The sequence below is a fragment of the Pelistega sp. MC2 genome, assembly GCF_900099475.1.
Taxonomy (GTDB): domain Bacteria; phylum Pseudomonadota; class Gammaproteobacteria; order Burkholderiales; family Burkholderiaceae_B; genus Taylorella; species Taylorella indica.
In genome coordinates this window covers 24,509-51,268 of the sequence record NZ_LT628273.1, presented here as the reverse complement: position 1 = coordinate 51,268, position 26,760 = coordinate 24,509, and the positions used below count along the sequence as shown (strand labels likewise).

Below are 26,760 nucleotides of genomic sequence, written 5' to 3'. Positions count from 1 at the left end.
TTAGGAGGAATGAATACATGTATTCACCGGACGCTTACATTTTATCTAACCGCGCTTTAGCACCAGTGGGGCAAATCGCTAACTTAGCCATTCGCTTCCAACAAGCTCACTCCGCTTTAAAAGGCTTAAATGAGATCGTTGAACGACCGATTGAACGCGATCAACAACGCAATTACTCATGGTGTTCCACCTTACCGCAGAACTCCGTTCCTCTATCCGTTAAGATTCTCAAGATACTCACATCTTGTTCTGCATAAAACGGTAAAACTCGATCGTTTAATAAATCCGCCGCTGTAATTGGCGTCTTGCTTGTATACAATTTGCAATGCGCGACACGCGTAAAAGTATCGATATACGTTTGTTGATAAATACGGTCTACGCCTTTGAGATTACCAACATAGAAGGTGTCTTGTGAGCCTAGATAGCCTGGGTGATGCGTCTCTATCTGGCCACTGACTTCATCGTCATTCTTTTTACGTTCAAGTGCGGCGATTTGTTCATCCGTGAGAATGATGCCTTCATGAGCAACCTTATCTTCTAATGCCTTTAAGCGTTTGTTAAAGTTCTCAAGATCATGTCGTAGCCAAATCGAACGAACGCCACTCGGGGACACGAAAACGCCTTGCTTACGCAACTCATTACTCGTTCTGACTTGACCGTTAGCTGGATAATCAATGGCATAGTTGATAACAGCAGACTCTGTTTTTTCGTCTACACGATTTTTTAAGTTTGGCGTTCGACGACTTCGATCAATTAAGTTCTCTAACCCGCCTTCATCAACAAGCTCTTTATAACGATAAAAAGTATCGCGAGATACACCCATGATCTTGCATGCCTGCGACACATTGTTAGGTTCTTCGGCTAAATTTAATAAACCTACGTAAGCGTCCGGTGAACACATGTATTNTGGCTGAGCTAGAAACGATGTTAGACAACATCGGTCAGCAATTAACGTCCATGAGTGGTCAAGAGCACACACCTCGCACACCGTCTCGTATGCGTTTGCCGGCGGAATTGCCCTCGGTGGATATTCATTATACGTTGGAAAGCACGACCTGTGGTTGTGGTGCTGAGATGCGTCATCTTGGGGATGAGGTGAGTCAGAAACTGGATTATGTGCCCGGTACTTTTAGCGTGGAGAATCACATTCGTCCGAAATACGTGTGTGATTGTTGCAAGACCCTCAATCAAGCGCCGGTACCTCCTCACATCATTGATAAGGGGTTGGCAACGACCGGACTGCTGGCGACAGTACTGATCATGAAGTATGCTGACCATCTGCCGTTGCACCGTCAAGAAGCCATCTTTGAGCGCAGCGGTGTACGCATTGCCCGTTCTACGCTGGCGGATTGGGTAGGCACCTGTGGCGCACAGTTACAACCGCTCGTTGATGCTTTACGCCAAGAGGTGCTCTCGCATTCGGTATTGCATGCCGATGAGACCCCCATCACTTACATGCACCATAAAAAGGGCAAAACGCAACGTGGTTATTTCTGGGTCTATGCCCCGGGTGCTTATGAGCAGATGAAAGCGGTGATTTATGACTTTAAGCCAGGTCGCTCAGGCGCTCATGCCCGCGAATTCTTAGGCGATTGGCGCGGTAGTCTGATGTGTGATGATTACGCCGGTTATAAAGCCCTCTTTGCCGATGAGCAAGTGATTGAGGGGGGATGTTGGGCGCATGCGCGTCGCAAATTCCACGATATTTACCAAGCCAACGGCAGCTCAGTGGCTGAACAGGCCTTACAACAAATCCAACGACTTTATCACTACGAGGCCGAGGCCAGGAACTTAAGTCCACCGGAGCGATTAGCCCATCGACAACGCCACATGGAGCCGGCACTTAAGCAATTAGAAAGGTGGTTGCGTAGTCAGTTTGAGCTGGTGCCGCCGAACTCGGCGATCGCCAAAGCCATTCGTTACAGCCTGAACAATTGGCTTGCCTTGACGCGCCTCTTGGAAGACGCTCAACTGCCGATGGATAATAATGCGGTAGAGAATTTGATACGTCCACTCGCGATTGGTCGCAAGAATTGGCTCTTTGTAGGTTCAGAGAAAGCGGGTCGACGTGCGGCTGCGGTGATGTCGTTAATTCAATCGGCTAAGCTCAATGGCCATGACCCTTATGCTTACCTTAAGGATGTGTTGGAACGATTGCCGACACAGAAAGCGAAGGACATTACTGAGCTTCTGCCTCATCGTTGGCAAGCGCCAAACGACACCAAGAATTAACACAATGCCCCGACAAAATCGGGGCATTGAACGTTTAAAAACGGAAGTCAATCGGAGTTCACCGGACGCTTACAAACCTACTTTATGTTTGATGATTGAATTGGTAGTATGGTGCATGAGAGTTACTCCCTGTTTATGTTCAATTTAAGGTTTAGACACCCATTATTTTGAACGAGTAACTCTCTCTTTTTCAAGAACTGTGTCAGATTAAGTCGAAACTAATACAGGTTAGACTAGCTCTTTGTTAAACGTCAATGCCTGTTAAACACCGATAGACACAAAAACTCACAGAGCCCGGTTTTGAATGAAGCTCTGTGGCTTTCTTAATCAACGCTCAGCAGAGCTGACAGCGCGCTTTGAGCGACACTGCTTTATCTGCTGACCCAGTCCGCCTCTGAGTTACAGTGGCGGATTGGGTGCGAGCTAGATTAGATGATGATGAAATCGCTACCTTGCAACGCCAGACTACCAGTCAGTGTGGCAAACTGCACTGCGTCACCACTAACCGAACCATCAGCATCGTAAGATAAAACACCTGTGCTGCTGTTATACAGGATCGTCGGTTTCGCTTCATTTGCCACTGGGTCCGTACCACTGCTAACGAAGGCTACTTGATCTCCCAAAGCATCAGCAGCAACCAACCCTCCATCAAAGAACAATGAGCTTAATGCTATCTTATCAACACCCGTTTGAAAGTCAGTAATGGTATCCACGTTGTTGCCATTTGTTAACAACAGTGCGGCAAAGACAAACGTGTCTGCCCCCGCACCACCCGTCAGGGTGTCTTTGCCGGCACCACCAACTAGATAGTCATCGCCGTCTCCGCCGTTGAGTGTATCGTTGTCCAGACCACCGTATAGGTAGTCATCGCCAGCGCCACCGTTGAGGGTGTCGTTCCCTGCACCGCCGTACAGACGGTCATTGCCAGCACCACCATTGAGCGTATCGTTCCCTTCACCGCCGTCAATGATGTCAGCATCGTCTGTACCGTTGATCGTATCGTCCGTCACATCGCCACGATGTGTCGCATTGGCAATAGGTAAAGCAGACGTATCGATCACCATTAAATTGCTCATAGAGTCTCCATCGTTGTCCGTAACCGTTAAGCCGAATACCACCGGATCATGATTGTCTACGCTCGTAAGCGGCTTGTAGGTCACTTTACCGTTAGAAGTTTTGCCAGTCATTTGTACCACAAGCTGAGCACCACCATCAAGCTCAACTGTCAGGGCTCCATCAGCATAACTCCAACTATCACCAGAACCGGTGATAACGCCTGCTTTGGTACTACTGAACTTCTTGTCACCCACAGATACCTCAGACACGTAACCACCGTCGGCACCAAAACCTGTAACAACGCCAAGCAAAGAAGTTTTGATAATGCTACTTTCCACTTTCCCTGCTTCTGACACGCTACCTACTAAAATGTCGTCAAGCTGACTCATGTCCCTAACCAGAATAGTCATGTTGTTATCATCCACACTAACTGTGCCATCGTAGGCAATCGGATCCAGATAACGCTTGGCATCGGATGCGCTAGCAAAGCCGATTGCGTAAGACTTCACTTTATGAGTATTCAATAACTTTTCCCATTGACTCTGTAGATCTTGACTTACCTCCTTACCACTACTCGGTTCTCCATCACTCATGAAATACGAAACATTAATGACACCACGTTCTTCAACCGGAGCGTTACTGCCATATTCACTTTGTTCAAAATTGTTCAGCAATTCCCTCAAAGCCGCCTTGTAGTTGGTTGTTTCATTTGGCACCTTCAAATCACTCAGAATTTTCTTGGCTTCTGCAATGCTGACCCAACCTGGCGTACGCTGAGTCGCATCCTCTCCGAATGTGCTCAGGTTGACCTTGACCTCCCCGGCTCCTGCAGCATCCACCCGTGCCTGATAGGTATCAAGCATGGCGTTGATAGCCTCCATAGCAACTTCTATGCGTTTCTTTCCTGGGATCTCTGAGCTCCAGCCCATACTTCCCGAGAGATCCAAACTGATCATCACATTGGCATAGAAAGTGTGTGACACAGCTACCGTTTCATATACATTAGAAACAAGCGGACTGTCATCTTCCACGCTGACTTTAAGCGTTTGCACATTGCTCAGAGCACCTTCAGCATCCTTGACCTGAAGACCAAAGTTCAGATCGAGCACATCTTCGACATTGGATATTGGGTGATCGATCGGCTTGCTCAAAGTTACCTTGTAGCCAGCCTGATATTCGTTGTCGTGACCCGTTCCACTAACTTGAGTCGTCTCAACTTTGATGACTTCATCGCCATTGACCTTACCAATGATCTTCCCAGACTTACTCACGTCCCAGACAATAGCCTGTCCACCCGATGTGAAGTTACCGAACGGCGCTGTGAACTGAAAGGTGAATGTGCCGCTCGAATCAATATCGGTAAACTTGATTGCACCAGTGCCCAGCACGTGCGTAGCGCTATCGCTACCATCACTCGGAACGCCAATGTCGTCTTTGATTCCTTTATCCAGACCCTCTTCAGATACCACGGCTGCAGTAATATTTGCCTGTAAAGTAGGAGCATCATTACTGCCTGTTACCGTAATTTCCAATGTTGTGGTGGAAAGGTCACCATCAGCATCGCGAATAGTGTAAACAAAGCGATCTATCTCACTAACTCCAGTGTTCAATGCTTGTACATTTGCATTTGGAATGTAAGTATAGCTACCGTCCGCATTCAATTTCAGGGTACCATATGTGCCTTCTAAATCTGAGCCTATATTGCCTGACACAGGTGTAGTAATGTCATCACCTGTTTTTACACCGACAACTGCACCATCAGGATGACTACCATCAGCTCCGAAGATATCGTTGTCTAATACGTTACCGTCTGTAATAGTATCGTCTTCCGACACTTCGTTTGTGTCAGCATTCGCGGTCGGCACATCATCCACCACCGTGACCGTCAATTTGCCCTCGGCCGTCTCACCGTCCAAGTCTGTCACGGTCAACGTCAACACCGGCAAGTTCAGTTTCTCATCGTTAGCATTGACATGCGCCACGTTGTCCTTTAACACATAACGGTAATACACCGTACCCTCACCCGTTGTGGCGTTGTACTCGTAGTACGCCGTTAGCGTACCCGTATCATCATCTAACACCGTCGTCGGGCTAGACGAATCCGTGCCCAGTGTCTCACCGCCCAGCACTACCGACGCAAGGCCATCCCTACTCGTGAACACCACCTAACCCGTCGCCTCTTCGCTCGGGTCAGTGTTATTGCCACCATCGCCATCGGTCATCTCGCCCGAACCACCCGGTTCGTCCGTGCGCGGTGGCAGACCCTTCTCATCCACCAACAAGGTCACATTTGCCGTACTCGGCTCATTCGGATCACCCACCACCGGCGGCGTATTACCAATGCTGATCGTCAGCGTCGTATGCGCCAGATCACCATCACCGTCTTTAATCGTGTACGTGAACACATCGTTCCCGCCACCAGCCGTGCCCGCCTTGCGCTCATAGCTATACGACCCATCCGCATGCAACGTCAAGGTACCGTATTCACCCTCAAGCGCCACACCCACGGTATCGGGCTGATCCAGCGCGGCAGCCGTGTCGCCCTTGGCCACACCCACTACCGTCACACCATCGGCACCCGGCACATCGGCTACGCCATCCGTGGCATTGGCATCACCAGTAGCCACATCCACGCCTGTCAACACATTACCCGTGGCCGGACCCGTCTGATCTGCCGCCACATTATCCACATCAGGATTCGCAGTCGGCACGTCATCCACAATCTGTACACTTAAGGTGTTCGTGACCTTATCGCCGTCGTTATCTGTTAGCACCACTGGTAAATTTTCAAACAGCGCATTGGTGCCATCTCCTGCCAGGTGCTGCGCATTGCCAAGCAACGTGTACGTGTACCGCACCTCACCCGTCGTCGCGTCATAACCGGTTACTATTAACTCATTACCAAATGGGGTCGTAAGCTTAGCACCTGCGACCAACTTACCATCCGCGATAAATGTCACACCACCAATGGTTAAACTCTTAATACCGTCTGGGCTTTTGATCGTAAAGGTGCCATTGCCACGCGCACCATCAGCACTTGGATCAAAACCGTCAGCCAAGGCTTTCTCATACACAATCGCATCACCACCGTCTGCCGCGGGCGTCAGACCGCTGATCTCTGGCTTATAATCCGGCGGAGGAACAGGTGTACCACTTCCGCCACCACCGCCGGCTAACGCAGCACCCAACACCCCCGCAGCAAGTAACGGCAACCAGAATAAGGGCACCACAAACGGTGTCGCACCGCCAAGCGCCTGACCCGCCATCACGCCTTCCGCCAACATGCTCACCGCATCGGATGTCTGGGCACTCTCGGGCACATAAGGATACACATCGCCATTTTCGTGCGTACCGATCAGCATATTATTGCTACCCTCGGCATAACCGATTTCGCCGTTGTCTTTGTAATAGCCCTCAATGACTAAATCCGGCTGCTCAACATCCCCGCCTTCAAAAGCAATGTATAAATCTTTGCCTGCACGCTTGGTGGCGATGTTTTCTGGACCATACCCTGTGGCCTCATCGGTAAAATGATAGTGCACATTGGCCTGCGCCTGAATGTGTACCGCTTGACCTTGGGAACCAATCCCGCCTTTACCGCCTGCAATCTGTACGGTTTTTACTGTTTCTTTATTATTATTAATACGTAAGGTAATTTGCTTCAAACTCATGGTATCTACCTCTTACTCATTCAAATACCTACCTACTTCGGTAGGCGACTGTCAGCGCCTACCGAAGCAAATAAATGGTGTGGATTATATAAATAGTGGCTGATTACTCAACCGGATTCGCCATCGAGCCGTATAGCTCAATCTCTACACGGCGATTAGGCTGGTCACACAAGGTGCGTTGGCGTGCGTCTCTCGGGAAACGCTGACGGCAATCAGGCACCACTAAATTGGTCTCACCCCGGCCAACCGCCACAATGTGCTGAGATGCCAGACCACTCTCAGCCATCACCCGCTTAACGGTTGCCGCGCGACGCTCAGAGAGCTTTTGGTTATACGCGGCTGAACCCTCAGGGTCGGTATAACCAGTCACCGCAATGCGCTCAATATTGGCATTGCTCGCACGGATCTGCTGCACCACGTTCTGAATCTCTGACTTGCCCGCAGGCAACATATTGGCGTAATCGGATTTATCAAAATGGAATAAGGCCGACGCATCAAGCGTAAATGTCTGGAACGGCTTGACGACGGGCGGCGCGCAGGCCGCGAGATTATCGACACGCGGTAAGGTGTGTGCCTGCTCTTTCATGCCATTGATCATCGGCTTAGCGGTCGCTGCATCCAGTGGCTGTAAAGTAGCCGCACCCGACGCATCCGGCACCACCATAAAGTACGTTACCTGCCTGGCAGGTATATCGAAGTACTGACCCGAACGCTCTTTTTCTAAGTAACGTGTTCGTACATCCGTAAACTGGGACGTTAATCGGTTATTACCCACACACGCAATCGACTGTTTGTAACCGCCTGGTAACAATGAGGTTAAGTACTCACCATTCACAAAGATGTTAACGGCTTGACCAGTCAGCGAACCCTCTTCGCGCAAAAACACCACGCTAGCAGCGTTTTCAGCAGGCGCAGTAACCGCTCCACTCTTATACGTACGCCAACGCTCCGCAGCGCGACCATCCTCCCCATCTTGGCCACCACCCAAGCCACCTACGACACAACCTGCCAGCGTTGCAGCAACAACTGCATAGGTGCCCAACTTAAGTACTAAATTTTTCATAACACTCACTCCTCACCACTCCATTAACCATGCTGGTATTGACATATAAAATATACATCTTCTTATATTTAAACAACCCAATACATCTCAAGTATACAATAAAAACTTACTACCCTCTATTAAAAAAGACCCCAGTAACAAATTACTGTGGCCTTAAGGACACGACTAAAAAGAGTTAACTAATTACAAATCGACAGGAATAACGGTTCCTTTATATTTTTCCTGAATAAATTTAACTGTTTCAGGACTATGCCATGCTTTCATCAACTTTTTCACTAACTCACTATCTTTGTATTCTACAGGAGCCGCACATAAATTAGCATAAGGCGATTTAGCGTCCTCTAATAGAATAGAGTCTTTTTTCGGATTTAAATTGGCTTCTAGCGCATAGTTCGTATTCACAACTGCCAAATCTACATCATCCACTACGCGAGGCAACGTTGCGGCCTCTAATTCTTTAAATTTAAGTTTCTTAGGATTTTCTACAATATCTCGTGACGTAGCATGCAAATCTGTTGGATCTTTCAGTTTAATCAAGCCACCTTTCTCTAATAGCAATAAAGCACGTGTACTATTGGTTGTGTCATTAGGAATTGCCACCGTTGCGCCCTCTGGCAACTCAGCAATTGATTTCACTTTACGAGAATAAGCCCCTAATGGTGGCACATAGATATAACCTACAGGTTGCAAATTTGCACCCGTTCTCTCATTAAATGCATCCAAGTGAGGTTTATGTTGGAAACAATTCATCATCACTTGTTTATCTGCTACTTGCTGGTTTGGCTGAATATAGTCCGTAAATACATGAATCTCTAAATCAACACCATCTTTCGCCAAAGCAGGTTTCATAAACTCAAGAACTTCTGCTGCAGGTACTGGTGTTGCTGCCACACTTAACTTTTCCCCAGCTTGGGCGGTATAGCTAAACGCCAATGCTAATGCTAGAGCACTTACTATTTTTTTCTTATTCATTACATACTTCCATAAAAAAATTTATTGTTTATAGCTTACAAAAATATTACTCCTTTTCTAAATATTATTTGGGAATATAAATATCACCACAAATTTATATGAATTTTTTTAGTTCTTTATATGCATTTTTTTGATATTTCAGACTATCTTTTTATCTACGTCAAAAAAATAAATCGCTAACTCAACTATAAAAGCCTTCTTTCTTATATGTTGCAATTGTGGTACAGAGTTATAACTCCCTGTACACTGATAACACATTAACTTATGATAATTGCAACTAGCACATAAAGATGTTGGAGCACAATTCCCATGCTAAAACTACATATCGGTGATAAAAAAATCTCTTCTTGGTCTATGCGACCTTGGGTGCTCATGAAGGCACTAGACATTCCTTTTGAGGAAATAGAGCATCCCTATCTAGAAGATAATACCACTCAAAAAGCACTATGGAAAACTTTTTCACCCACCTCTCAAGTACCCGTTCTGTTGGACGGTGATACACTTATATGGGACTCATTAGCTATCGTACTTTATCTAGCAGAAGACTACCCTGCCATTTTTCCAACAGACAAAGTAGCACGAGCCTATGCCTATTCAGCATGCACGGAGATGCACGCTGGGTTCCAACAATTGCGCCAACAATGTAATTTTTCTCCTGTTTTTGTGAAAAGCATAATCCCTGATTCCTTACTCAAAAAAGAATTATCACGCTTAGACGAATTATGGCAACAAGGACTTCTTCATTTTAAGGGGCCATTTTTAGCGGGCAATACCTTTACCGCTGCAGACGCGTATTACACTCCTGTTGTACTACGATTGATTAATTATGATTTGGTCTCTATGATGTCTCTTCCCGCACAACAATACATTCAACTAATCCATAATCATGCTGCAATTCGTGCGTGGTTAGGTCTGCAATAGAACAACAAACAAATTTATGAGCACTCGCAAACACACACTACCATTAACAACATGGTCTTCAAATTCTCTTTGGAAAGCAGGACCAAAACCAATTATGGTGCTATGTATATCCTTACTAATTTTTGGTATTGGAGAAGGTTTATTAGTGCTATCATCTTTAGGCTCCACCCCTTGGACAGTTCTTGCTCAAGGCATTGCTTTCAAGCTTGATAAAAACGTAGGAATTGTCTCTTTCTTTATTAGTGTGGCGGTTATGTTGACATGGATTCCTTTCCATCAAAAACCGGGCTTAGGGACTATATTAAATATTGCCTTAATCGCCATTGGTTTAGGTCTAACAACATACCTCCTTCCCGCGCCGAATAATCTGACCCTACGAATACTTCTTACCATTAGTGGTATTTTATTTATTGGTATTTCCTCTGGTTTTTACTTAACATGCCATATGGGCTCAGGCCCTCGTGATGGATTGATGGTTGGGTTGTATCAAGCAACAGGATGGAAAATAGGGTTAATTCGCTCTCTTATCGAAGGAACAGTTTGCTTTATTGGCTGGCTATTAGGCGGCGTAGTTGGTTTAGGGACTCTCTGTTTTGCATTAGGTGTTGGATGGGTTTTACAAAACACGTTAAATTTTCTAGCAAAAAACTATACCTCACGCACAACACATTGATGCAATAATTATTTTTTGTTTACCCACAAAAGGATACTGGGTTTTCTATTGAAATAAGCGATTAGCCATTAGAATAGAAAGTAAATTATCGATACTTGATAATTCATATTTATTCTCTAGTGGAGATCTAAATGAGTCAAGAAAATACGCCCAAAGAAAATTTACAAGCTGAACAAGTAAAACGTCAAAAAGACAACAATACTCAAGAAACAAAAGAAGTAAAGGAAAAAGCCTCTGAAAGTGGTTGTTGTGGTGGTTGCGGTGGTTAATTCCCCATCAGCAATTATTTCCCTTCTATAAATCCCTATTACCAAACTTCCAAATTTTATCAAGTCAGTTTACAACATAGGGATTTTTTCTTACATTCTTCCCTCTCTTATTTTCCCAATTAGCAAACCTGTTTATGCTTTTGAAAATGTCTGTTCAACACGACAAAATTATCTGAAATCAAAACCCCCAAGCAAAAACTCGTCTTGACTCCATCATCTTTCGGAAGGCTTATGCTACACTAAAATTCGTTTCAGTTTATTACAATCTTAAAGGAGTAACAATGAACGCCGTTGTTGTCGCCGTCTTGGTGATGCTTGTGTTATCGGTAGCTCGTGTCCATGTGGTATTGAGTTTAATTCTTGGCGCAATTGCAGGGGGGCTACTTGGTGGGCTTGATATGGCCACCACAATGAAAGCTTTCCAAACAGGTCTTTCTAATGGAGCACAAATTGCTCTTTCCTATGCATTGCTAGGGGCTTTCGCTGTCGCGATTGCTCACTCTGGTCTACCACGCACCTTAGCAAATGGAGTCATCCAAAAGATTAATCAATCATCTGGTTCTAGTAGCTACATCAAATGGAGTCTGTTACTCGCGATCCTGGCAATGAGTATTATGAGTCAAAATCTTATCCCGATTCATATCGCATTCATTCCATTAGTCATTCCACCATTACTCCTTGTGTTCAATCGCATTCAAATCGATCGTCGTCTGCTCGCCTGCATCATGACTTTCGGTCTAGTGACTACATATATGTGGTTACCTTTCGGCTTTGGTGAAATTTTCTTAAAACAAATTCTACTAGGCAATATTTCGAAAGCAGGTCTTGATGTTAGTAATATTAATGTTTTCCAAACCATGACTATTCCTGCTCTTGGCATGGTGGCTGGCTTATTAATCGCTATCTTTATTAGTTACCGAAAGCATCGTCAATACCAATCCACAGAGACAGATATGAAAAATGCTCAGTTAGCTAGCCAACCTGAGCCTAGTCATTATCGCAGTATTGTTGCATTAATTGCTATTGTTGTCTCATTTGTAGTACAGGTGTGGACTGACTCTATGCTTTTAGGCGCAATGTTTGGGTTTGCTGTATTTATGGCATTAGGTGTTGTTCGTTGGAAAGAGGCTGATAATGTTTTCAATGACGGCATTAAGATGATGGCTATGATTGGCTTCATTATGATTGCAGCACAAGGTTTTGCGGAAGTAATGAAAGAAACCAAACAAATTCAACCACTAGTAGAAGCCTCTGCTGCATTATTTGGCAATAGTAAAGGCATGGCTGCATTTGCAATGTTATTTGTAGGTTTATTAGTTACGATGGGTATTGGTAGCTCCTTCTCAACGCTCCCTATTATTGCGGCTATTTATGTTCCTCTCTGTACAGCTATGGGCTTCTCCCCTGAAGCAACTGTTGCTATTATTGGTGCGGCTGGTGCGTTAGGTGATGCGGGATCGCCTGCTTCTGACTCCACCTTAGGTCCAACCTCTGGTCTAAATGTTGATGGTCAACATGACCATATTCGTGATACTGTTATTCCGACTTTCTTACATTACAACTTGCCATTAATGGTGTCTGGTTGGATTGCTGCCATGGTTTTATAAATACTATTTTACATTTAGTTATAAATTTCATAATGCTTGTACTTTCAGGACAACCTTATCAGTACAAGCATTTTTTTATCATCCTTTCTATGCTGTTACAATTTTTTTATAAATAACCCACAAAAAAACTCGGGTTATTGACTTTTATCAACTGCTTTTTACCTATCTTCGTTTACACTAACGGCACTGACAATTGTGTTAGTAGAGGAGAAATTAAATGAGCAAGAAATTTATTGCTACAGCATTATTCACAGCACTTGTCGCTGCTACAACTGCGCAAGCAGAATCTCAAGTCAAATCAACTACTGGTGGCTTACCTGGCTACGAAGTCATTAAAGCACCAGATAGCGTTCAAAAATTAGAGCGCGTCAAACAAACATTAGTTGCTCCACCTAATGTTCCTGAGCATACATTAGATCACCCTGCAGCTCCACGTATCGTTGAAATTGAAATGTTCATCGAAGAAAAGGAAATTGAGGTTGAGCCTGGCGTATTTATGTGGGCATTTACATTTAATGGATCTGTTCCTGGTCCACTAGTTGTTGTTCACGAAGGTGATTATGTTGAGTTAAAACTTAAAAACCTATCTAAAAACCAATTAGTACATAACATTGACTTCCACGCCTCTACTGGTGCATTAGGTGCTGGTGAATTAACTCACGTAGCTCCTGGTGAAGAAGTAGTTGTTCGTTGGAAAGCTATCAAACCTGGCGTACATATTTACCATTGTGCTCCTGGTGGCGCAATGATTCCATGGCACGTTGTTCATGGTATGAACGGTGCTATTGTTGTAATTCCTAAAGACGGTCTAAAAGACAAAAACGGTAACAAACTTACTTATGACAAAGCCATCTATATTGGCGAACAAGACTTCTATATTCCAAAAGATGAGAAAGGTGCCTACAAACGTTATTCTAGCCCATCACTCTCTTTTGCTGATGACAAGAAAGTCATGGACGGCCTAATTCCAACACATATCGTGTTTGGTGAGCGTAAAGGTGCTTACACCGGTGACAATGCACCTACTTCTAAAGTCGGTGAAACTTTAATGATTTATCACTCTCAAGCTAACCGTCAATCTTACCCTCACTTAATTGGTGGTCACGGTGAATATGTTTGGGAACGTGGTAACTTAGCTGATGCTCCTGCACAAGACCTAGAATCTTGGGTAATTGCAGCTGGTTCAGCAGGTGCAGCAATGTATACCTTCAAACAACCTGGTACATATGTTTACTTATCACACAACCTAATTGAAGCTGTGAACCTTGGTGCATTAGCTCAAATTAAAGTTGATGGTAAATGGAACAATGACTTAATGGAACAAACAGTAGCTCCTCACAAAGTTGAAGAGAAAAAATAATTTACTGGTTATACATTAAGTAATAACTAACACTACTGGTCTTATGAAAACATTCATTTGACCAGTAGTAGTACAAAAATATTAATTCAATCATGCATATTTGCGTAAAGTATTCATAATTGAGTCAATAAAAAGGAAAGAGGTCTGGCATGTTTCTACGTTTGATTACTCGCTTCTGTTTTGTGATTTCCTTAATAGCGATAAGTAACCTTTCTTATGCAAAACAAATTACTTTTGACCTCGAAGATATTCACGGCAAAGTCACTCAAGAAAGCTACCCTGGTAAATATCTCTTGCTAGCCGTTGGGTATACCTCTTGCCCTGACATCTGCCCTACTACCTTATACGAATATGGCTTAGCGATGAAAGCCATCAAGCACCCTGAGAAAATCGTCCCAATTTTTGTTTCCATTGATCCTGTTAATGATACAGCAGAATCTATGCATGCCTATACAAGCTATTTTGATGAGCGAATCGTTGGTTTAACTGGAAAAATGGAAAATATCAAGGATTTAGCTAAACAGCTAGGTGCCACTTTCGGTTATCGTCTCAATGGCAAAAAAGTTGATATCCCCACAAAAGGCACTTCTTATACCGTTTATCATAGTGCTTTGATCTATCTCATTAACCCAAATCATGAGTTAGTTGATGTATATGACTATCAAATTGGAGATAAAGGATTAACAGAGGCACTAGATAAGGCACTGAGTGATAATTCATCTCCAGAAAAAAAAGCTATGGTCTCTTCTGCTGATACGAGCTTACCCAAGGAAGAAAAGGCAGTGGCAACGAGCACACCTGCCACGACAGCAACAGCTAGTAACGTAGAAAATACTCATACTGATACCACCTTAAATCAGCAGCAAGCATGTGAATTACCAAAGGGGTTTACGGAGCATAAACAAGATATATTGCTAAAAGATGTTTATCCTCAAGCCAAAGATGCACCTGTAGCTTTAGTTAATTTATGGGCTTTGTGGTGTGCCCCATGTAGAATTGAATTACCTATACTTAATAATTTTGCAAGCACAGAAAAGAACATGCCTTTATATACAATTAATTTAGGTGATAAAGAAGAAGATATTAACAAACTTTTTGCTGATCAAAAATTATCTGCACTTAATAATTATTCTGTTAAAGGATTGAGCTTATTAAGACAACTTGGAGGCAAAGGATTACCTTTCAATGCACTTTTCATACAAGGTAAACAAATTGCTATTAAAAATGGCATTATTGAAGAGACTGAGTCATTAAAAGCATATGCTCAGTGCATTATTCAAACAAAATGAGGTGAATACATTATGAAAAATACTATCATCCTAACTAGTTTACTTATTGGTTTAAGTGCGTCTGCAGTTGCAGAAACTAAAGCACCAACATCCAGCATTACCTTAGAAAATTGTGCTATTCAAGAAGTTTTACCTGGTAAACATATGACTGGAGCATTTGTGAAGTTTATCAATAATGGTGAGCCAGTTGATATTGTGTCTGCATCAATCCCAAGCATTACGCCTAACGTTGAAATTCATTCAATGCAAATGAAAGACAATGTCATGACAATGATCCCTCTGACCAATGCAAAACTTGAAAAAGGTGATCGCTATTTCAAAAAAGGTGGTGATCATGTGATGTTAATGCAAATTCCTGATGACAAACTTCCGAAAATTGGCGAAAAACACGAAATGATTTTTAAATTTAGTGATGGTTCTTCAGCTACTTGCCAAGCAGAAGTAAAATCTGTTGCTACGGTAATAGAGGAAGCCAAAGCACTAGGCAGTGGCGATGATATGATGCACAAACAAAATCATCATGGTCATAAACACGACCATTCACATAAAGGTCATAAACATTAATTTAGCCTGAGTCCAATATAAGTCATGTATGAGCAACGGCTCAACTGCCGTTGCTTTTTTATCCGTATTCTTCTTAAAGGTGTGTTATGAAACGACGTGATTTTTTAAACTTATCCGCAGCAACGGGTTTATCGCTATCGTTATCTACTTCTCCAGTATTTGCCGCCACAGAAGCTAAAACACTTTATGATCCTACGCGTTATTTATTTATTGCGGATAAAACAACATACTATATTACAGTTTTTGATATTATGACTGGTGAGGCTATTGAGCTATTAAACTTTAATATCAAACCACAAGTTATGGAGATGGCTCGTGATGATGCAATGTTAGCCTTAGGTAATCCCGAGGTATCTGACTTATATCTTTATAATTTACGCAATCGCGAGACAAAAATTGTTCCTTTACCCTCGCCTCTTTATCAAGTTTTTTTTGTGCCTCAATCTAAGCTATTAGCGGTAGGACTACGCGACCAGGTAGGTATAGTGAATTATGAAACAGGGGAAGTCAAAATATTTCCTGAAAAATTTGATTCCTCAAAACGTCAAACCGTTCTTTACGCCTACTACACCTTATTATTTAGCTCGTTTAGCCAATCTTTCTGGGTACTCGATAAGGAAAAACCAAAAATTTACCGTAAATATGGATATGATCCTATTGAAAAACCTTGGGATACGATTGATTTTACCGGTCGAATTAAAACCTCTTCTGGCTTAGATACGGGAGTATCAAGTCCAGAGGATTTTATGGTGGCATTTACAACCTTAGATGGTTCTGAGGGTTTAGTCTATTTTCCACAAAACGATAAGTTACTTACTACTGGACCTATGTATCAAGTAGGTACCACCTATCGCCCTCTCAATATGCCTTATATTGATGCCTATTCTAAGCGTGTACTTTTCGCTGATGTATCAGGTAGCGTAGCCATATTTGATTTCAATGCGGGTGATGAAAAACCAATGCGTTTTAACGTAGACTTTTCTCCTAGAATATTCCGTACTGGTTGGTTAGAAAGTACATGGATACTTGGCGGAGATAAAGGTCTATTATTCCAATCATTTGATAATCCTGAAGATAAAAAAATCTATCGTTTCCCTTATGAAGTGGTAGATATGTGGGTAACGGGCGACAGCAAGACCCTGCTTATGACAGTAGATGAAGGACCTCCTCAAGTATTACGTTTTGATATTCGTAGTAAAGAAATGCTTGATCCGATGCCTATCCGAGGAGTCGTTATGGGTGGAAAATTGCGTATGGGCAGCAATAATAGCATTTGCTATTAATGTTTACCCTGCCATTTTGGCTTGAATAGCTGGTAGCACAAGCGTGATAACACGTGAAAATATGTTCTGAATCGCTATCAGCTCTTCCTTTGGCATTTCAGGATAAACACTTTGTTCAAATGCCTCCCAGACCATTTGCACAACAAGCTGTGGACTCACTGTTTTATCCAATTGAAAAACAAAAGAACTTGGTAATTGTTTGCTTTGAATAAAAATATGCTTATCCGTAATAAGAAATCCTCTTTTCTTAATATACGGATTTACTGAATCTGCTAAATACTCTCCTATAAAAGCAATTGGAATATCCGATTCAAAATAGGCATTACCCATTGTCATTTTCGCCTGCATATCCTTAAAGTAGTCTGTTTGCTTAGGATACAGCGGGTGATTACCAACAGGTAATGCCAAAAATTGTTGCTGATCTGGCGATAAGCTATTTAATAAATTCATTAAGGTATTGGCTTTACTCATTTAACGTCCTCTAAATTTTTCTACTAAAGCTATCTTTTTTCGCTAGCTGATATAGTTGAATCACTTGAGGATACTCTACTAGTAAAGCCAAATAGTTTCATAGTCTACTAACTCCCTTTATAAGATTATGGTAAAAATCATTTAATCTTAATACCTTTTAACCTTAAAGCGTTTCCTAAAACGGAAACTGAGCTCATCGCCATTGCTGCACCCGCTATAATAGGATTTAAAAAGCCCAATGCTGCTAATGGAATCCCTAACACATTATAAATAAAGGCAAAGAACAAATTCTGTTTAATATTCTTCAACGTTGCTCTAGAGATTAATAAAGCATCCACCATTTGATTAACAGATTTTTGCATCAATGTCGCACTAGCTGTATGCTCGGCAACATCAGCCCCACCTTTCATTGCAAAACTTACGTTTGCTGCGGCCAGAGCAGGCGCATCATTGACACCGTCTCCCACCATTGCCACAATTTTACCATTAGCTTTCAATTGCTGAATTTGTGTAGCTTTATCACGTGGACTCATATTCCCCATTGCATGTTGAATACCTAGCTCATGTGCAATATATTCGACAACTTGTTGATGATCACCACTCATCACATAGACATCAATAGCATTCTCTTGTAAACGTTTAATGGCTTTGGCAGTATCTTCTTTAAGACTATCCGCCATAGCAAAGGCACCTACTGGTTTTCCGTTAATAGCCACAGTAACCACACTAGCAATTTGCCATACGCGTGGTAAGTCAGCTGGCAAGACTACTTGTGTAAAAGATGGTTTACCTACTTTTACCTCACCCCCCCCTTCTACAGTCGCTACAATTCCCTCACCAACAATAGTTTTTGCCTCATGAGTGGCTAATATAGAAAGATTTTTCTCGGTAGCCAAATCCACAATCGCTTTTGCTAAAGGATGCGTTGCATTCTGCTCAACTGCTGCCACTATTCGTAACAAATCATCTTCTGTCACTGTACTATCTGGTAAGCGCCAAATGGCAGCCACTTTTGGCTTACCTTCAGTTAATGTTCCTGTTTTATCTAAAACCACTGCATTAACATGTGCGGCCTCTTCCATCACGGTAGCATCTTTAAACCAAATACCCTGTTTAACGGCTTTACCCATACCCACCATAATTGCCGCAGGTGTCGCCAAACCTAAGGCACACGGACATGCAATCACTAATACGGCTACGGCATTCATTAATGCTGTCACCCAATCAGCTTTCACACCCCAGGTAATCACAAAGGTTAAGATAGCAATTCCTACCACGACAGGGACAAAAATACCAGAGACTTTATCTGCAATACGCGCTATTGGTGCTTTACTACCTTGTGCTTCGGATAAGGCTTGCATCATATCGCCAAGTAGTGTTTTACTACCCAGTTGCTCCGCTTGATAGATGATGCTGCCCTCACTCATAACAGAGCCTGCTAATACCTTACTACCAACCATCTTTTGTTCAGGATTAGATTCACCTGTTAAATGGCTTTCGTCTGCCCAACCCTCACCACTTTGTACAATACCATCAGCGGCAATTCTTTCACCATGATTTGCACGGAGTATATCGCCAATAACTACCTGATCAATCGGTGTAGTGACCCATTGCTGATGACGTTGGACACTCACTTGCTGTGGGGTTAATTTTAATAATAGTCCTAAGCTATTTAAGCTATTTTTTTTTGCTCTATCTTCTAAAAATTTACCTAGGCTCACAAAGCCAATGACCATGACACTGGCTTCAAAATAAACGTGCACCATTCCCTCATGTTGTCGATGTGGGCTAAAGAACAACATATAAACAGAATAGGCATAGATAGCCACAGTGCCTATCGTCACTAAGACATCCATATTGGCTAGACCTCCTTTTATAGAAGCCCAAGCGCTCTTATAAAATGGGATAGCTAACCATAATTGCACAATACTCGCTAACACAAATTGCCATATGCTGGGCATCATCCATTCATGTTTGCCCACCATCATACCTACCATACCAATCCAAAAAGGAATATTAATGGCAAGTAATAACCATAATCGCCAACTTATCCTTGACTCATGGATTTTAGGCTGTTCTTCTGGTTTTTTAAGAGATGCCTTATAGCCAGTTTTTTTAATAAGGTTTAGAATATCATTTGGTGACGCTTTCGTATTATCAAATGTAATTTGAGCCTCTTCACTCGCAAAATTAACACCCGCTTCTTGAATAAAGTCTTTCTTATTCAATACTTTTTCAATACGCGTTGCACAAGCTTGGCACGTCATACCTTCAACATCAACGCTTATTTTCTCTTGCACCATTCACCTCTATTGATTATTCATGACCCTTGCTTGCTCTATAGTCTATCTACGGTAATAGTTGAGTAGATAGACCATAGGCTTTTTACTACTAAGCAATGATTTATTAAGATTGAACTTGTGCGTCATATCCAGCATCTTCAACAGCATCAGCTAGCTCATCAGCATCAATCACTGTTTCATCGAATTCTACGGTTGCGTTAGCTTTTTCTAAACTCACCTCTACGTTGCTAACGCCTTTTTGTCCCTCTAATACACGAGTGACACTTTTCACACAACCACCACAAGTCATACCATCTACTTTTAAAACAACAGTTTTCATTTTGTTCTCCTAAAATCACAGCTTTCCTTGCTGTATGTTTTACACTATAAACCTTAACCTAAGGTTAAGGTAAAGTCTATTTTAAAATTTTTTATAAAGTTATGCTTATGTTAAATATTAGCGAAGCCTCTCAACAAACTGGATTGTCCTCTAAACAGATTAGAGACTATGAAAAATATGGTCTACTCACTCCAAGCTCACGCGCTGACAATGGATATCGTCGCTATAATGCACAGGATTTAAATCGCTTACATTTTATTCATCAAGCTAGACTAGTAGGCTTCTCGTTACAACAAATCGCTGAGCTTTTAGCACTACAAGATAATCCGCACCGTAGTAGTAAAGAAGTAAAAGAATTAACTGCTAAGCATATTCATACATTGGAAGATCAGATAGAGCACTTACAAAATATGCTCGCACGACTAAAGAAATGGCATAACTCTTGCCATGGTGATAATAGCAGTGAATGCCCTATTCTGGACGGATTGGGAGAAACGCAACAGGAGACAAGGTCTTGCCATACATCATCTAAATAATCTGAAACATTCTTTTTTATATCCTCTCATCATCGCTGTTTTTAAGCGTACAATGAAAAACAAAGATAACTTACTTCATACTCATCTTAAAGGGAGAAACTATATCTACCCATGATTTAATTATTATTGGCTTTGGTAAAGCAGGTAAAACCCTAGCTGCAAAAATGGCAACCCAAGGCAAAAAAGTCGCCTTAATAGAGCAAAGCCCTCAAATGTATGGCGATACTTGTATCAATATCGGCTGCATACCAAGCAAAACACTCATTACTGCTGCAGACAAGGGCAAACTCTTTGATGCTTCGATGGCAGACAAGACAGCTATCACCACTCGCTTGCGCAAGAAAAACTATGATACGATGGTTGGTGCTAATGTAGAAGTCATTACAGGATCAGCAAAATTCATCGCGAATAAAGAGATTGAGGTTAAGACAGAGCAAGGCACCTCTCAGCTTACCGCAGAGACAATTATTATCAATACAGGTGCTGGGTCCGTTGTTCTACCTATCAAAGGATTAGCAGAAAGTAAGAATGTATTCGACAGCACAGGCATTCAATTCTTACCCACATTACCTAAAAACTTGGAATCATTGGTGGCGGAAATATCGGCTTAGAATTTGCGAGTCTTTTTGCCACACTAGGCACAGAAGTCACTGTATTTGATGCAGGCAAACGTTTGTTACCTAGAGAAGAGCAAGACATTGCTACACTTGCACAAGAGTATCTACAAGCTAAAAATATCAATTTTGTCTTTAATGCCAATCTTACCCAAGTGCGTAATGAGGGTGAGACAGTAGTGATTACTGATAATTCTCAAGATTATTCTTTTGATGCTGTTCTTTATGCCACAGGACGTAAACCTAACGTTTCATCTCTAAATCTAGAGGCTACGGATATTAAACTAACTGAAAAAGGTGCTATCCAAGTAAATGAGTATTGTGAAACAACTGTTCCTAATGTTTTTGCTGTAGGTGATGTCAATGGTGGTCCACAGTTTACGTATATTTCCTTAGATGACTTTAGAATTGTCTTAACTATTTAAATGGTAATAAAGATTATTCTTTAAAAACACGTAAAACCTTTCCTAATACCTTATTTATTGTTCCACCACTTAGCCGTATTGGTCTAGACGCTACTCAGGCAGAACAACAAAGACTTGCTGTAAAAACAAAATCTTTACCCATGGCAACAATGCCTAAAGCCCATGTTAATAACGATTTACGAGGCGTTTATAAAGTCGTTGTTGATGCAACCAGCCATTTAATTTTAGGGGCTACGCTCTTTGGTGCCGAGGCAAATGAATTAATTAACCTCATCAAATTAGCCATGGATTGTAATATTCCTTATACACAACTCAAAAACCAAATTTTCAGCCATCTAAGTATGGCAGAAAATTTTTAATGATTTATTTAATTTTTAATCTGAATATCGCTCAGCAAAAAGAAGAGCTACCAGTGGCTCTTCTTTTTTTATTGGCTAACTTATTGTCCATAAGTAGGAGATATAGTCATTTATTGTTTTTAGCAAACAAGTCATCTTCTCACATGTTTATACTTTATACGCCTACTTATCCTTAACAATAGCCATAATTTACATAAAATGAGGCTGTATTTCTTTAAAAAAATACCATGTCTCTATTTTCTAACATTACCTCTCCCATCAGCTTTAATCCAATCGCAAAGCGTGCTGCCATTTCAGGGGTAAATGACTCCAAATTTTTCACTTTATCCACAATATCAAATAAGTTATCATGATTAGGGGCATTAAAAATTAAAGGCAAGGCCTAACAGCATTCCCTTCTTTATCTTGTAAATGTTCTACGGTAATACGAAATAAATGTTGCTTCATTTTTCTTTTCCTATTAAATAAAAATAATTCTCATTAATTTTACAATCTTACTACTATTAGCGTTTATACGGATATTCAAATTTTTTTATTTTTTGTACAGTTTAGTTATCTCTTTTCTTCCCAGTATTATCGGAGAATAAATTTTATGAAAAAGTCTTTTATTAAAGTAGCTACTATTGCTGCCCTTTCTTTTGTTGGTGCTATGAGTAGTGCTTATGCTGCCTACCCTGATCACGCTATTCGTGTGATCGTACCTTTTGCTCCTGGTGGCTCTACTGATATTGTTACTCGTATCGTAACAAGCAAAATGAGTGAAATCCTTGGTCAATCTATCGTAGTTGACAACAAAGGCGGCGCTGGTGGTGCTATTGGTGCACAAGAGGCAGCTCGTGCAAAACCTGACGGCTATACCTTATCTATTGCTACAGTTTCTACTTTAGCCGTTAATCCAGCATGTAAACCAACTGGCTTAGGTTATGATCCTTTCAAAGACTTTACACCAGTTACTAACTTTGTCAATGTACCAAACATTATCTCTTCAAACCCAACAAAATTTCCTGCTAAGGATTTTGCTGGTTTCTTAAAAGAAATCAAAGCTAACCCTGGTAAATACACTTACGGTTCATCTGGACAATGTGGCGTATTACACTTATTTGGTGAAGCATTCCGCCAAGCGACAGGTACAGATATTATCCACGTACCATACAAAGGTTCAGGTCCTGCAGTAGCTGATGCTGTTGGTGGTCATATTGAGTTATTATTTGATAACTTACCATCATCTTTACCACAAGTCCAAGCTAAGAACTTAAACCCTTTAGCCGTTGCTTGGCCTGAGCGTCTAAAAGACTTACCAGAAGTGCCAACTCTAAAAGAATTAGGGTATGAACAACTTAATAGCCCAGTATGGTATGGTTTACTTGCTCCTGCAGGTACACCTGCTGACATAGTAGCCACACTACACAAAGCAGCTGCCAAAGCATTACAAGATGCAGGTGTAAAAGAATCCCTTATGAAACAAGGTGCTTTCGCATCTGGCAATACCCCAGAAGAATTTACTAAAGAAATTAAGCAACAATATGACTGGGCAAAAGAAGTTGTCGCAAAAGGTAAAATTGAACTTAAATAATTAAGTTTAGTAGGCAATTTAAAACCTAGACCAATAAAATGGTTCTAGGTTTTAATGCTTTAATAAGTCATAAGACTTATTAGAATCATATCCACTCTTAACAAGCAGGAAGTATTATGCTTATCAAAAATCAACAAGACTTTTGGTCTGGTCTTATGTTCATTGGGCTAGGCTCAGCTTTTGCCCTCATTGCAGAACAAAATTATGATATGGGTAGCTCGGTTCGTATGGGACCAGGCTATTTCCCTTTTTTACTAGGCTGTTTACTCGCTATTTTAGGGGCTTTTGTTACCCTATCTTCGCTACGAGGTGAGTATAATGAAGAACATGAGGTTAGCCATTTTGACTGGGATATTCTCCTGCTAGTAATAGGCTCTATTGTCTTATTTGGCTATACGCTAAACTATCTAGGTATGTATATTTCCGTGGCTATTCTTGTCATTTTCAGTAGTTTAGCTAGCCATGAGTTTAGTTGGAAAATCGCAATTGCCAACGCAATATTTCTTATTTTCTTTGCATGGTTAGTGTTTGTTAAAGGTTTAGGTTTAGTATTCCCTACTTTACCTGCACCATGGTCAGAGTGGAGTACTGATGCACAAATCATTATTCCTATTGCTATCGTGGTTGGATGTGTTATTTTTTATAAAAAGGTAAAGGGAGCTAACTAATGTTTGATTTATTAAATAACTTAGCCCTTGGGTTTTCTGTTGCTGTTACCCCAGAAAATCTAATGTACGCTTTCCTTGGTTGCTTATTAGGTACGCTAATTGGTGTATTACCCGGTATTGGACCTGTTCCTACTATTGCAATGTTATTACCTTTAACCTATGTACTTCCTCCTGTCGCAGGCCTTATTATGTTGGCAGGTATTTACTATGGTTCTCAATATGGTGGTTCAACAACCGCTATTCTAGTTGCCTTACCTGGAGAGACGTCTGCGGTTGTGACTGTTCTGGACGGACATCAGATGGCTAAAAATGGGCGTGCTGGTGCCGCACTTTCTATTGCTGCACTAGGCTCATTCTTTGCTGGGTGTGTTGCAACAATTCTTTTAGCAGCGTTTGCACCACCACTAGCCTCTATTGCGTTTAAATTCGGCCCAGCAGAATATTTTTCTTTAATGGTTACTGGTTTGGTAGGTGCTGTGGTGCTTGCATCGGGTTCTTTACCTAAAGCACTGTGCATGATTGTACTAGGCCTTCTAATCGGTATGGTTGGTACTGATGTTGACTCAGGCATTGCTCGTTATGACTTTGGTATTGCCGAATTACAAGACGGTGTAGATTTTGCTGTTATCGCTATGGGGGTTTTTGGTTTAGCAGAGATTATGAATAACCTCGCTCAAAAAGAAAATCGCGTAGATATTACCGACAAACTTGGTTCTCTGTATCCAAATAAACAAGAATTCAAAGAGGCGGCTCCTGCTTCTGTGCGTGGCACCCTATTAGGATCAGCACTAGGTATTCTCCCTGGAGGTGGTGCTGTACTTTCTTCATTTGCTTCTTATACATTAGAGAAAAAGCTATCTCGCGAACCAAAACGTTTTGGTAAAGGTCACCCTGCAGGTCTTGCAGGCCCAGAGTCAGCTAATAATGCAGCCGCTCAAACCTCGTTTATCCCATTATTGACCTTAGGTATTCCTGGTAATGCAGTAATGGCATTAATGGTTGGAGCAATGACTATTCACAATATTCAGCCAGGCCCTCAAGTAATGAATTCCCATCCAGATTTATTCTGGGGATTAGTAGTTTCTATGTGGGTAGGTAACTTGATGTTAGTTATCTTAAACCTTCCATTAGTGGGTCTATGGGTTAAATTACTAAAAGTACCTTATCGTATCCTCTTCCCTGCCATTTTATTATTCTGCTCAATCGGGGTTTACTCATTGAACTATAATGTCTTTGATATTTTTGTCATGGCATTATTTGGCGTGATTGGTTATATCTGGACAAAACTAAAATGTGAAGGAGCTCCTTTACTTTTAGGTGTAGTATTAGGTCCTATGATGGAAGAAAACTTCCGTCGTGCACTATTATTCTCTCGTGGAGATTTCACTACATTCATTACTCGTCCATTATCTGCTAGCTTATTATTGTTGGCAGTAGGTCTGATTATTTTAGTGACACTACCGTCAATTCGCAAAAAACGTGAAGAGACATTTGTCGAAGAGTAACCTCATCATTCACAATAATTTTATTTACTAACTATTCATTGTGCATGAAAATTTAAGCCCCTTAAACAGTAGGATAATTTACTACCGCCTAAGGGGCTTGTAATTCAAACCCCGGCACCAATTCAAATCTAGTCCCTATCTTTTCTCCTGCTTTGATATCCATCCCGCCAATGATTTCTCGGGGATATTTTTCTCGCAAATTAAAGCTATTGGTAATATTACCAAACGGCTCTGCACAGAACCATTTTTCACCAGGAGGGTTATACAGTACAAAGAAACCCATTGGTTCCGTAACGTAATAACGTAAATAGCGTCGTTCATCTAACCAATAAATCTCAACTTTTTTATCCCAATCAGTAAAAATCGTATCAAAACCCTGCTCTTGAACATACAGTCCTTGTGCTAGTTTCTGACAGGCGGGATGTGTGTTTAAGACTATTGGCATTAGCTCATCATCACTATACCAAGCTCGTTGAACATTTGTTTTAATTAAGGTATGTTCATTACATGGGAAAAATGGATGGTGACCTAGACTAAAAGGCATATCTGTATCACCTATATTTTGTACTGTTACACTAATAGTAACGCCAGTATACGTTAATTCAACGCGTTGAAATAACTCAAAACTAAAGGGCCAATCGTGATTCTCGCTATGATTAAACGCTAGCAATGCCATCTGTGCCGTTTGCTCTACAATATGCCACGCTTTATCTCTGGTGAATCCATGCATACTGTGTGGAAAATTAGGGATACTGCTTGGATAATGGATGTCTTTACCTTGATAATTAAAGGTTCCATTTTGTATTCGTCCAGCCCAAGGAGCCATTAAAAAGCTTGCCATTTCACTAATCACTCCTTGATCAATCGCACCTTTCGATGCTCTTCTCAAAAAATCATAGGCTTTTCCTTGGTGAATGACTTGATAACGTGCTATCGCCGCTCCAAGAGAAGGAACAATATCCAACTCCTGATTAGCATAAGCTAAACTAATAATGTTCCGTTGATTCATGGCAAGCTATACGCAAAA

The 26,760-nt window shown here is 41.7% G+C and carries 23 protein-coding genes and 4 pseudogenes; 17 read left to right on the top strand and 10 right to left on the bottom strand.

Features of this window, described 5'->3' with window-relative positions; all coding sequences use genetic code 11:
• Positions 1 to 175: 175 nt before the first annotated feature.
• A pseudogene (locus tag BQ4443_RS00275) lies at positions 176 to 901 on the bottom strand (helix-turn-helix domain-containing protein); the annotation flags it as partial.
• Here BQ4443_RS00275 and BQ4443_RS00270 point away from each other — a divergent pair.
• Positions 892 to 2,232 (top strand): IS66 family transposase, encoded by a 1,341-nt coding sequence (locus tag BQ4443_RS00270; protein WP_371128768.1) that lies wholly within the window; start codon positions 892 to 894, stop codon positions 2,230 to 2,232. The pseudogene BQ4443_RS00275 and the gene BQ4443_RS00270 overlap by 10 nt on opposite strands.
• A 428-nt stretch (positions 2,233 to 2,660) precedes the next feature.
• Here BQ4443_RS00270 and BQ4443_RS12720 read toward each other — a convergent pair whose 3' ends face one another.
• The 3 genes and pseudogenes from BQ4443_RS12720 to BQ4443_RS12730 form a co-directional block, all read right to left on the bottom strand.
• Positions 2,661 to 5,369, bottom strand: a complete 2,709-nt coding sequence (locus BQ4443_RS12720) for a VCBS domain-containing protein (RefSeq protein WP_176752436.1) — start codon at positions 5,367 to 5,369, stop codon at positions 2,661 to 2,663.
• A gap of 84 nt (positions 5,370 to 5,453) precedes the next feature.
• Complete coding sequence (locus tag BQ4443_RS00260) at positions 5,454 to 6,959, bottom strand: VCBS domain-containing protein (protein ID WP_071057724.1); 1,506 nt, start codon at positions 6,957 to 6,959, stop codon at positions 5,454 to 5,456.
• Positions 6,960 to 7,062: 103 nt separating this feature from the next.
• Positions 7,063 to 7,404, bottom strand: a pseudogene (locus tag BQ4443_RS12730) (OmpA family protein); the annotation flags it as partial.
• Between BQ4443_RS12730 and BQ4443_RS12725 the strand changes: the two are divergent.
• Positions 7,353 to 7,463: pseudogene (locus BQ4443_RS12725) on the top strand (hypothetical protein); the annotation flags it as partial. The pseudogenes BQ4443_RS12730 and BQ4443_RS12725 overlap by 52 nt on opposite strands.
• A 742-nt stretch (positions 7,464 to 8,205) precedes the next feature.
• Here BQ4443_RS12725 and BQ4443_RS00250 read toward each other — a convergent pair.
• Positions 8,206 to 8,994 (bottom strand): MetQ/NlpA family ABC transporter substrate-binding protein, encoded by a 789-nt coding sequence (locus BQ4443_RS00250; RefSeq protein WP_071057722.1) that lies wholly within the window; start codon positions 8,992 to 8,994, stop codon positions 8,206 to 8,208.
• Positions 8,995 to 9,303: 309 nt separating this feature from the next.
• Between BQ4443_RS00250 and BQ4443_RS00245 the strand changes: the two genes are divergently transcribed.
• The 8 genes from BQ4443_RS00245 (at position 9,304) to BQ4443_RS00215 (ending at position 16,960) form a co-directional block, all read left to right on the top strand.
• Positions 9,304 to 9,915 (top strand): glutathione S-transferase family protein, encoded by a 612-nt coding sequence (locus tag BQ4443_RS00245; protein ID WP_023950946.1) that lies wholly within the window; start codon positions 9,304 to 9,306, stop codon positions 9,913 to 9,915.
• A gap of 16 nt (positions 9,916 to 9,931) precedes the next feature.
• Positions 9,932 to 10,588 (top strand): membrane protein YczE, encoded by a 657-nt coding sequence (locus BQ4443_RS00240; RefSeq protein WP_071057721.1) that lies wholly within the window; start codon positions 9,932 to 9,934, stop codon positions 10,586 to 10,588.
• A 131-nt stretch (positions 10,589 to 10,719) separates the two neighbouring features.
• Positions 10,720 to 10,857, top strand: coding sequence for a hypothetical protein (locus tag BQ4443_RS12370; protein ID WP_176752435.1), 138 nt, complete (start codon positions 10,720 to 10,722; stop codon positions 10,855 to 10,857).
• A 281-nt stretch (positions 10,858 to 11,138) separates the two neighbouring features.
• The gene (locus BQ4443_RS00235; RefSeq protein WP_023950940.1) at positions 11,139 to 12,464 is read left to right on the top strand and encodes a Na+/H+ antiporter family protein; all 1,326 of its coding nucleotides are present in this window, start codon (positions 11,139 to 11,141) and stop codon (positions 12,462 to 12,464) included.
• A gap of 217 nt (positions 12,465 to 12,681) precedes the next feature.
• Complete coding sequence (gene nirK, locus BQ4443_RS00230; protein WP_023950938.1) at positions 12,682 to 13,824, top strand: copper-containing nitrite reductase; 1,143 nt, start codon at positions 12,682 to 12,684, stop codon at positions 13,822 to 13,824.
• 149 nt (positions 13,825 to 13,973) lie between these two features.
• A complete protein-coding gene (locus BQ4443_RS00225) occupies positions 13,974 to 15,113 on the top strand; it encodes an SCO family protein (RefSeq protein WP_071057720.1) in 1,140 nt (379 codons plus the stop codon).
• Positions 15,114 to 15,125: 12 nt separating this feature from the next.
• On the top strand, positions 15,126 to 15,677 hold the full coding sequence (locus BQ4443_RS00220; protein ID WP_071057719.1) for a copper chaperone PCu(A)C: 552 nt from the start codon (positions 15,126 to 15,128) through the stop codon (positions 15,675 to 15,677).
• 86 nt (positions 15,678 to 15,763) lie between these two features.
• Positions 15,764 to 16,960, top strand: a complete 1,197-nt coding sequence (locus BQ4443_RS00215; protein ID WP_071057718.1) for a YncE family protein — start codon at positions 15,764 to 15,766, stop codon at positions 16,958 to 16,960.
• 3 nt (positions 16,961 to 16,963) lie between these two features.
• On the opposite strand, the gene BQ4443_RS00210 is transcribed toward BQ4443_RS00215, so the two are convergent.
• The 3 genes from BQ4443_RS00210 to BQ4443_RS00200 form a co-directional block, all read right to left on the bottom strand.
• Positions 16,964 to 17,431, bottom strand: a complete 468-nt coding sequence (locus tag BQ4443_RS00210; protein ID WP_071057717.1) for a hypothetical protein — start codon at positions 17,429 to 17,431, stop codon at positions 16,964 to 16,966.
• Positions 17,432 to 17,568: 137 nt separating this feature from the next.
• On the bottom strand, positions 17,569 to 19,734 hold the full coding sequence (locus BQ4443_RS00205; RefSeq protein WP_218118005.1) for a heavy metal translocating P-type ATPase: 2,166 nt from the start codon (positions 19,732 to 19,734) through the stop codon (positions 17,569 to 17,571).
• A 103-nt stretch (positions 19,735 to 19,837) separates the two neighbouring features.
• A complete protein-coding gene (locus BQ4443_RS00200; protein ID WP_023949233.1) occupies positions 19,838 to 20,053 on the bottom strand; it encodes a heavy-metal-associated domain-containing protein in 216 nt (71 codons plus the stop codon).
• A gap of 107 nt (positions 20,054 to 20,160) precedes the next feature.
• Here BQ4443_RS00200 and cueR point away from each other — a divergent pair, with 107 nt between their 5' ends.
• The 4 genes and pseudogenes from cueR to BQ4443_RS12500 form a co-directional block, all read left to right on the top strand.
• On the top strand, positions 20,161 to 20,589 hold the full coding sequence (cueR, locus tag BQ4443_RS00195) for a Cu(I)-responsive transcriptional regulator (protein ID WP_023949231.1): 429 nt from the start codon (positions 20,161 to 20,163) through the stop codon (positions 20,587 to 20,589).
• A 65-nt stretch (positions 20,590 to 20,654) separates the two neighbouring features.
• A complete protein-coding gene (locus BQ4443_RS12510; protein WP_218118010.1) occupies positions 20,655 to 21,200 on the top strand; it encodes an FAD-dependent oxidoreductase in 546 nt (181 codons plus the stop codon).
• On the top strand, positions 21,173 to 21,628 hold the full coding sequence (locus tag BQ4443_RS12505) for an FAD-dependent oxidoreductase (RefSeq protein WP_218118009.1): 456 nt from the start codon (positions 21,173 to 21,175) through the stop codon (positions 21,626 to 21,628). The genes BQ4443_RS12510 and BQ4443_RS12505 overlap by 28 nt, the downstream gene beginning before the upstream one ends.
• Before the next feature lie 53 nt (positions 21,629 to 21,681).
• A pseudogene (locus tag BQ4443_RS12500) lies at positions 21,682 to 21,987 on the top strand (pyridine nucleotide-disulfide oxidoreductase); the annotation flags it as partial.
• Between the two features lie 214 nt (positions 21,988 to 22,201).
• On the opposite strand, the gene BQ4443_RS12065 reads toward BQ4443_RS12500, so the two are convergent.
• Entirely contained in the window at positions 22,202 to 22,366 is a 165-nt protein-coding gene (locus BQ4443_RS12065; RefSeq protein ID WP_081710609.1) for a DUF3861 family protein, read from the bottom strand.
• A 213-nt stretch (positions 22,367 to 22,579) separates the two neighbouring features.
• Here BQ4443_RS12065 and BQ4443_RS00180 point away from each other — a divergent pair, with 213 nt between their 5' ends.
• The 3 genes from BQ4443_RS00180 to BQ4443_RS00170 all read left to right on the top strand — a co-directional run bounded on the left by BQ4443_RS00180 (position 22,580) and on the right by BQ4443_RS00170 (position 25,733).
• Complete coding sequence (locus BQ4443_RS00180; protein WP_071057716.1) at positions 22,580 to 23,560, top strand: tripartite tricarboxylate transporter substrate binding protein BugE; 981 nt, start codon at positions 22,580 to 22,582, stop codon at positions 23,558 to 23,560.
• A gap of 116 nt (positions 23,561 to 23,676) precedes the next feature.
• A complete protein-coding gene (locus tag BQ4443_RS00175) occupies positions 23,677 to 24,228 on the top strand; it encodes a tripartite tricarboxylate transporter TctB family protein (RefSeq protein WP_023949221.1) in 552 nt (183 codons plus the stop codon).
• On the top strand, positions 24,228 to 25,733 hold the full coding sequence (locus tag BQ4443_RS00170) for a tripartite tricarboxylate transporter permease (RefSeq protein ID WP_023949219.1): 1,506 nt from the start codon (positions 24,228 to 24,230) through the stop codon (positions 25,731 to 25,733). Before BQ4443_RS00175 ends, BQ4443_RS00170 begins: the two co-directional genes overlap by 1 nt.
• Positions 25,734 to 25,821: 88 nt before the next feature.
• Here the strand turns inward: BQ4443_RS00170 and BQ4443_RS00165 are convergent, their stop codons facing one another.
• Positions 25,822 to 26,742: an aldose epimerase family protein gene (locus BQ4443_RS00165; RefSeq protein WP_071057715.1), complete on the bottom strand. Its 921-nt coding sequence runs from the start codon at positions 26,740 to 26,742 to the stop codon at positions 25,822 to 25,824.
• Between the last annotated feature and the right edge of the window lie 18 nt (positions 26,743 to 26,760).

Coding starts and splice junctions, on each gene's coding strand:
- BQ4443_RS00165 (WP_071057715.1), bottom strand. CDS start 26,742: ATGAATCAACGGAACATTATTAGTTTAGCTTATGCTAATCAGGAGTTG.
- cueR (WP_023949231.1), top strand. CDS start 20,161: ATGTTAAATATTAGCGAAGCCTCTCAACAAACTGGATTGTCCTCTAAA.
- BQ4443_RS00170 (WP_023949219.1), top strand. CDS start 24,228: ATGTTTGATTTATTAAATAACTTAGCCCTTGGGTTTTCTGTTGCTGTT.
- nirK (WP_023950938.1), top strand. CDS start 12,682: ATGAGCAAGAAATTTATTGCTACAGCATTATTCACAGCACTTGTCGCT.
- BQ4443_RS00215 (WP_071057718.1), top strand. CDS start 15,764: ATGAAACGACGTGATTTTTTAAACTTATCCGCAGCAACGGGTTTATCG.
- BQ4443_RS00200 (WP_023949233.1), bottom strand. CDS start 20,053: ATGAAAACTGTTGTTTTAAAAGTAGATGGTATGACTTGTGGTGGTTGT.
- BQ4443_RS00240 (WP_071057721.1), top strand. CDS start 9,932: ATGAGCACTCGCAAACACACACTACCATTAACAACATGGTCTTCAAAT.
- BQ4443_RS00205 (WP_218118005.1), bottom strand. CDS start 19,734: ATGGTGCAAGAGAAAATAAGCGTTGATGTTGAAGGTATGACGTGCCAA.
- BQ4443_RS00250 (WP_071057722.1), bottom strand. CDS start 8,994: ATGAATAAGAAAAAAATAGTAAGTGCTCTAGCATTAGCATTGGCGTTT.
- BQ4443_RS00210 (WP_071057717.1), bottom strand. CDS start 17,431: ATGAGTAAAGCCAATACCTTAATGAATTTATTAAATAGCTTATCGCCA.
- BQ4443_RS00235 (WP_023950940.1), top strand. CDS start 11,139: ATGAACGCCGTTGTTGTCGCCGTCTTGGTGATGCTTGTGTTATCGGTA.
- BQ4443_RS00175 (WP_023949221.1), top strand. CDS start 23,677: ATGCTTATCAAAAATCAACAAGACTTTTGGTCTGGTCTTATGTTCATT.
- BQ4443_RS00245 (WP_023950946.1), top strand. CDS start 9,304: ATGCTAAAACTACATATCGGTGATAAAAAAATCTCTTCTTGGTCTATG.
- BQ4443_RS00180 (WP_071057716.1), top strand. CDS start 22,580: ATGAAAAAGTCTTTTATTAAAGTAGCTACTATTGCTGCCCTTTCTTTT.
- BQ4443_RS00225 (WP_071057720.1), top strand. CDS start 13,974: ATGTTTCTACGTTTGATTACTCGCTTCTGTTTTGTGATTTCCTTAATA.
- BQ4443_RS00220 (WP_071057719.1), top strand. CDS start 15,126: ATGAAAAATACTATCATCCTAACTAGTTTACTTATTGGTTTAAGTGCG.
- BQ4443_RS12370 (WP_176752435.1), top strand. CDS start 10,720: ATGAGTCAAGAAAATACGCCCAAAGAAAATTTACAAGCTGAACAAGTA.
- BQ4443_RS00260 (WP_071057724.1), bottom strand. CDS start 6,959: ATGAGTTTGAAGCAAATTACCTTACGTATTAATAATAATAAAGAAACA.